The 3,387-nt window shown below is 70.4% G+C and carries 2 protein-coding genes; one reads left to right on the top strand and one right to left on the bottom strand.

The window, feature by feature from the left end:
• The first annotated feature begins 343 nt into the window (after positions 1-343).
• Positions 344-1,678 (top strand): MFS transporter, encoded by a 1,335-nt coding sequence (locus tag AC08OV_RS18745; protein WP_476613849.1) that lies wholly within the window; start codon positions 344-346, stop codon positions 1,676-1,678.
• Positions 1,679-1,742: 64 nt separating this feature from the next.
• Here the strand turns inward: AC08OV_RS18745 and AC08OV_RS18740 are convergent, their stop codons facing one another.
• Complete coding sequence (locus tag AC08OV_RS18740) at positions 1,743-2,543, bottom strand: AfsR/SARP family transcriptional regulator (protein WP_476613848.1); 801 nt, start codon at positions 2,541-2,543, stop codon at positions 1,743-1,745.
• Positions 2,544-3,387 lie beyond the last annotated feature (844 nt).

Below are 3,387 nucleotides of genomic sequence, written 5' to 3'. Positions count from 1 at the left end.
CGCACCCCGCCAGTATCCGACGCGACGGCCACGGGAACGCCATCGTGCCCGATCGGGCGGGCACGTTAGCGCCCGCTGCCGAGAGGTCCTTATGGTCGAGCGGTCCTCATAGTGACACCGGGACGTCATCGGGTGCCGTCGATCATAACTGGATTTTACGCAATGTAATTAGATTTTGTATATCGTAATTAGATTTGTCGAAGCATAATTGGATGTCGCTAGAGCGCTGCCCGATCTTATCGAGTATCGTCGCGTCGAGTGATGATGCGTAACGATCCGGGGTGCAGGGTAATTCTCCACACGGCGTGCGCATCATGAAGATCGACGGCTGGAGATCATCCTGATGGATCCGGGCGGCGTGCGCCGCGCGACTCGGAGCCAGCCCTTCGGCGCCCAAGCACTGTTCCGTGCCCGGGCGGCGACGATGAGCTCGCTGTTCCTGCTGGCTCTGCTGCTTGCGAGCTGGGCGCCGCGTATACCGCAAATCAAGGAGGGGCTCGAACTCGGCGACGGGCAGCTCGGTCTGACCCTGCTCGGCGCCCCGATCGGGGCGGTTCTGACATTGTGGCTGATCGGTCTGGCGGTCACCCGGTACGGCAGCATCACCATGGTGCGAGCAGGTCTGCCCGCCTACTGCGCCACCGGTCTTCTGGTCCCGCTCATCGAGGGACCCTGGTCTCTGTTCGCCCTGCTCGCCCTGTGGGGGGCGACCAGCAGCTGCCTCGACATCTCCCTGAACACCCAGGCCGTGGGGATTGAGCGCTGCTACCAGCGGCCGATCATGACCTCCGCCCATGCGGCGTGGACGGCGGGTGCCCTGTCCGGGGCCGGGATCGGTTCGGCGGCGGCCGCTCTGAGTGTCCCGATCGGCGTGCAGTTCGCGGTGCTCGGCGGGTTGGGTCTCGCTGCCGCCCTACCCGCCACGGCCTGGATGCTGCCCGACGGCGCTGCACGGGAAGTCGCGCCAGGGGACGGGCGAGACGGCTGGGGCGGAGACCGCGACGGAGCGGGTCCCCCGGGTCCCCCGGGCACCGGCAGCCGTGCCCGGCAGTTCGTCGCACTGTGCGTCATCGCCTTCGGTAGTTTCCTCTGCGAAGGTGTGGCGGCGGACTGGAGCGCCGTCTACCTCACCGATGTAGCCGGAGCGACTGCCGGAATCGCGGGTATCGGCTTTGTGGCCTTCACCTCCTGCATGTTCGTCGTGCGCCTGTTCGGGGACCGCGCCATGGCACGGTTCGGCCCGACCCGAATGGTCCGCGGCCTCGCCGTGACCGCGATGGTGGGATTCGCGGTCATGCTTGCGCTCGGTTCCTCGGCGTTCGGCACGGTCGGGGGAATCGTCGGATTCGGAACGCTCGGCGTCGGCACCGCCTGCGTGCTGCCCGCGGTGTTCTCCGCGACGGGGCGGCTCAGATCGTCGACGGGCAGCTCCATCGCCGTGGTCGGCACGGTCGGGTATGCCGGATGGTTGTGCGGGCCGGCTCTCATCGGTGGGCTCGCCGAGCTGGCGGGCCTGCAACTCGCCATGGTCGTCGTGCTTGTCCTGCTCATCGCGATCATGGTTTGCGCGTCGGCGTTGCGCGGTCCCGATTCTTCTCCTGCCGCGGCTGCCGAGTTCACCGCGGACCCCGGTGCCTCGGAGATCGCCGGGGTGCCCAAGATCCCCGAGGTTGGCTAGCGTCACCAGCGACCAGCCATCAGGCCGGGTCCTCTGCCGGCTGCCCCGGGAGCGGAGACGGGCACTACCGCCGGCCGCGACGGAATCCGGGCAGCAGGGTCTGCACCAGTGCGTCCGTCTCGGCCTCGGCCCGCCCGCCGCGGCGCACCCCGCTGACACCGATAGTTCGGTACATCTCCGTTGCCACAGCCTGCAGAGTTCGGCGATCACCCCGCGCGGCGACCGTGCGCAGCAGGTCCCGCCAGAGCACTTCGGAGGTCGGCACAGCCCGTAGCCCGGTGCGGCAGGCCGCCATCGCCGTCATCGTGTCACCGAAGTCCAACGTCAGTTGGGCGAGGCGATGCGCCACGTCGACCACGCCCGCCCAGGTGCTTCGGGCGATTGGCCCGGTGGTCGCCCAGCGGTACCGCCCGGCAGGCAGATCCGTCCACAGGGGGCCGCTGACCATCCGCAGGGCCGTCGTCAGATCCGCCTCGGCGTCGCTGCCCGGCAGACCGGCCCGGTGGGTGTAGGCCACGAAGAGTTCCCAGTCGCAGCGCACATCCGGACTCAGCCACCATCGGCCATCCGGGCCGATCATGATTCGAGGCGAGCCGTTGGCATCGCTCCCCAGCCACTGGCGCGCTTCGGCCAGCGCGGCGTCGGCGATCTCCTCTGTGGTGTCGGATGGCCAGATCTCCTCGGCGAGAAGCCGACTGTCTACGCCTTCCCGGTGCAGCGCGAGGTAGACGATGACCTCGGTCAACAGGTCGATGCGCTCGGCGGGTGGCCGCCCGGGACCCTCGACGGTGGGCAGCCCGAGAATCCGGACCTGCGCCTCGGCGGGCGCGGTGGGATCGGCGGGCGGCGTGGTCTCGAGCGGCACACGCTGTGGCGCCGCCCCGGACGTCGCCACCGGGGGCCGTGAAACGCCGACATCCGGGACGGTGGTATCTCCGTCGGCGTAGCGCGCCCGAGCAGCCTGCGGCGGTGCATGGTGCGCGTCCGCCGGTCCCGCCAGCCGTTCGTTCGGAGGCGGGACCGGCGGCCGGGGCGGGATCGCGGTCCGGTACTCGGTGGTTGGCTGCGGGGGGGCAGGGGGTCCAGGTGGTGCCTCCGTCCCGGGCTGGATCGATTCGGCCGGGACGCGGCCCTGCCGGTTCGCTCGCATCCGGGGCGTCTCGAAGTAGATCGCGGATGGTACCCGTGGGATATCCGTCGGGTGGATGAGCGGTCGTCCCGGATGGGCCAGCAGACCGGTGGCCTCGGCGGCCTCGGGGGCGTCGCCGGTGTCCGCGGTGGTTGGCGGGACGGGACCGGCCGATGCGGTCCTTCGGGGAGGGCCGAAAGGCCTGGGCGTGGGTGTGGGCGGCGGGGGTTCGGTGGGGAGCCGGCGGCCGTTCGAGGGCGGTCGCGTCGGATCGTCGTCAGAGGAGGAGGAGATAGTGGGTGGGAATCCGGTGCCGGACAGGACCGCGGCGCGACCCTGCATGTCCTGCGGTCTCGCTCCGCGTGGCTCCGGTGGCGCAGAGCCGGGGCTGGGGAGTGGGCCTGCCAGCGTGGGGACGGCCGAGAGCGGCTGGGGGGACGCAGGCCGGGTGAGGGCTGAGAGTTTCGGCGTCCAGGGCACCGCCCCGGGCACGGAGCCGCGTTGTGAGGGCGGTCTTGTCGGCTCGTCAGACCGGGTGGTTGCCGGCCCGGTCGCGGTGGGTCCGGCGGAGATCGGTCCG

The sequence above is a fragment of the Frankia sp. CeTa3Moorea genome (assembly GCF_978021225.1).
The sequence above is the reverse complement of the archived record's forward strand: the minus strand, read 5'-3'. Positions and strand labels throughout refer to the sequence as shown.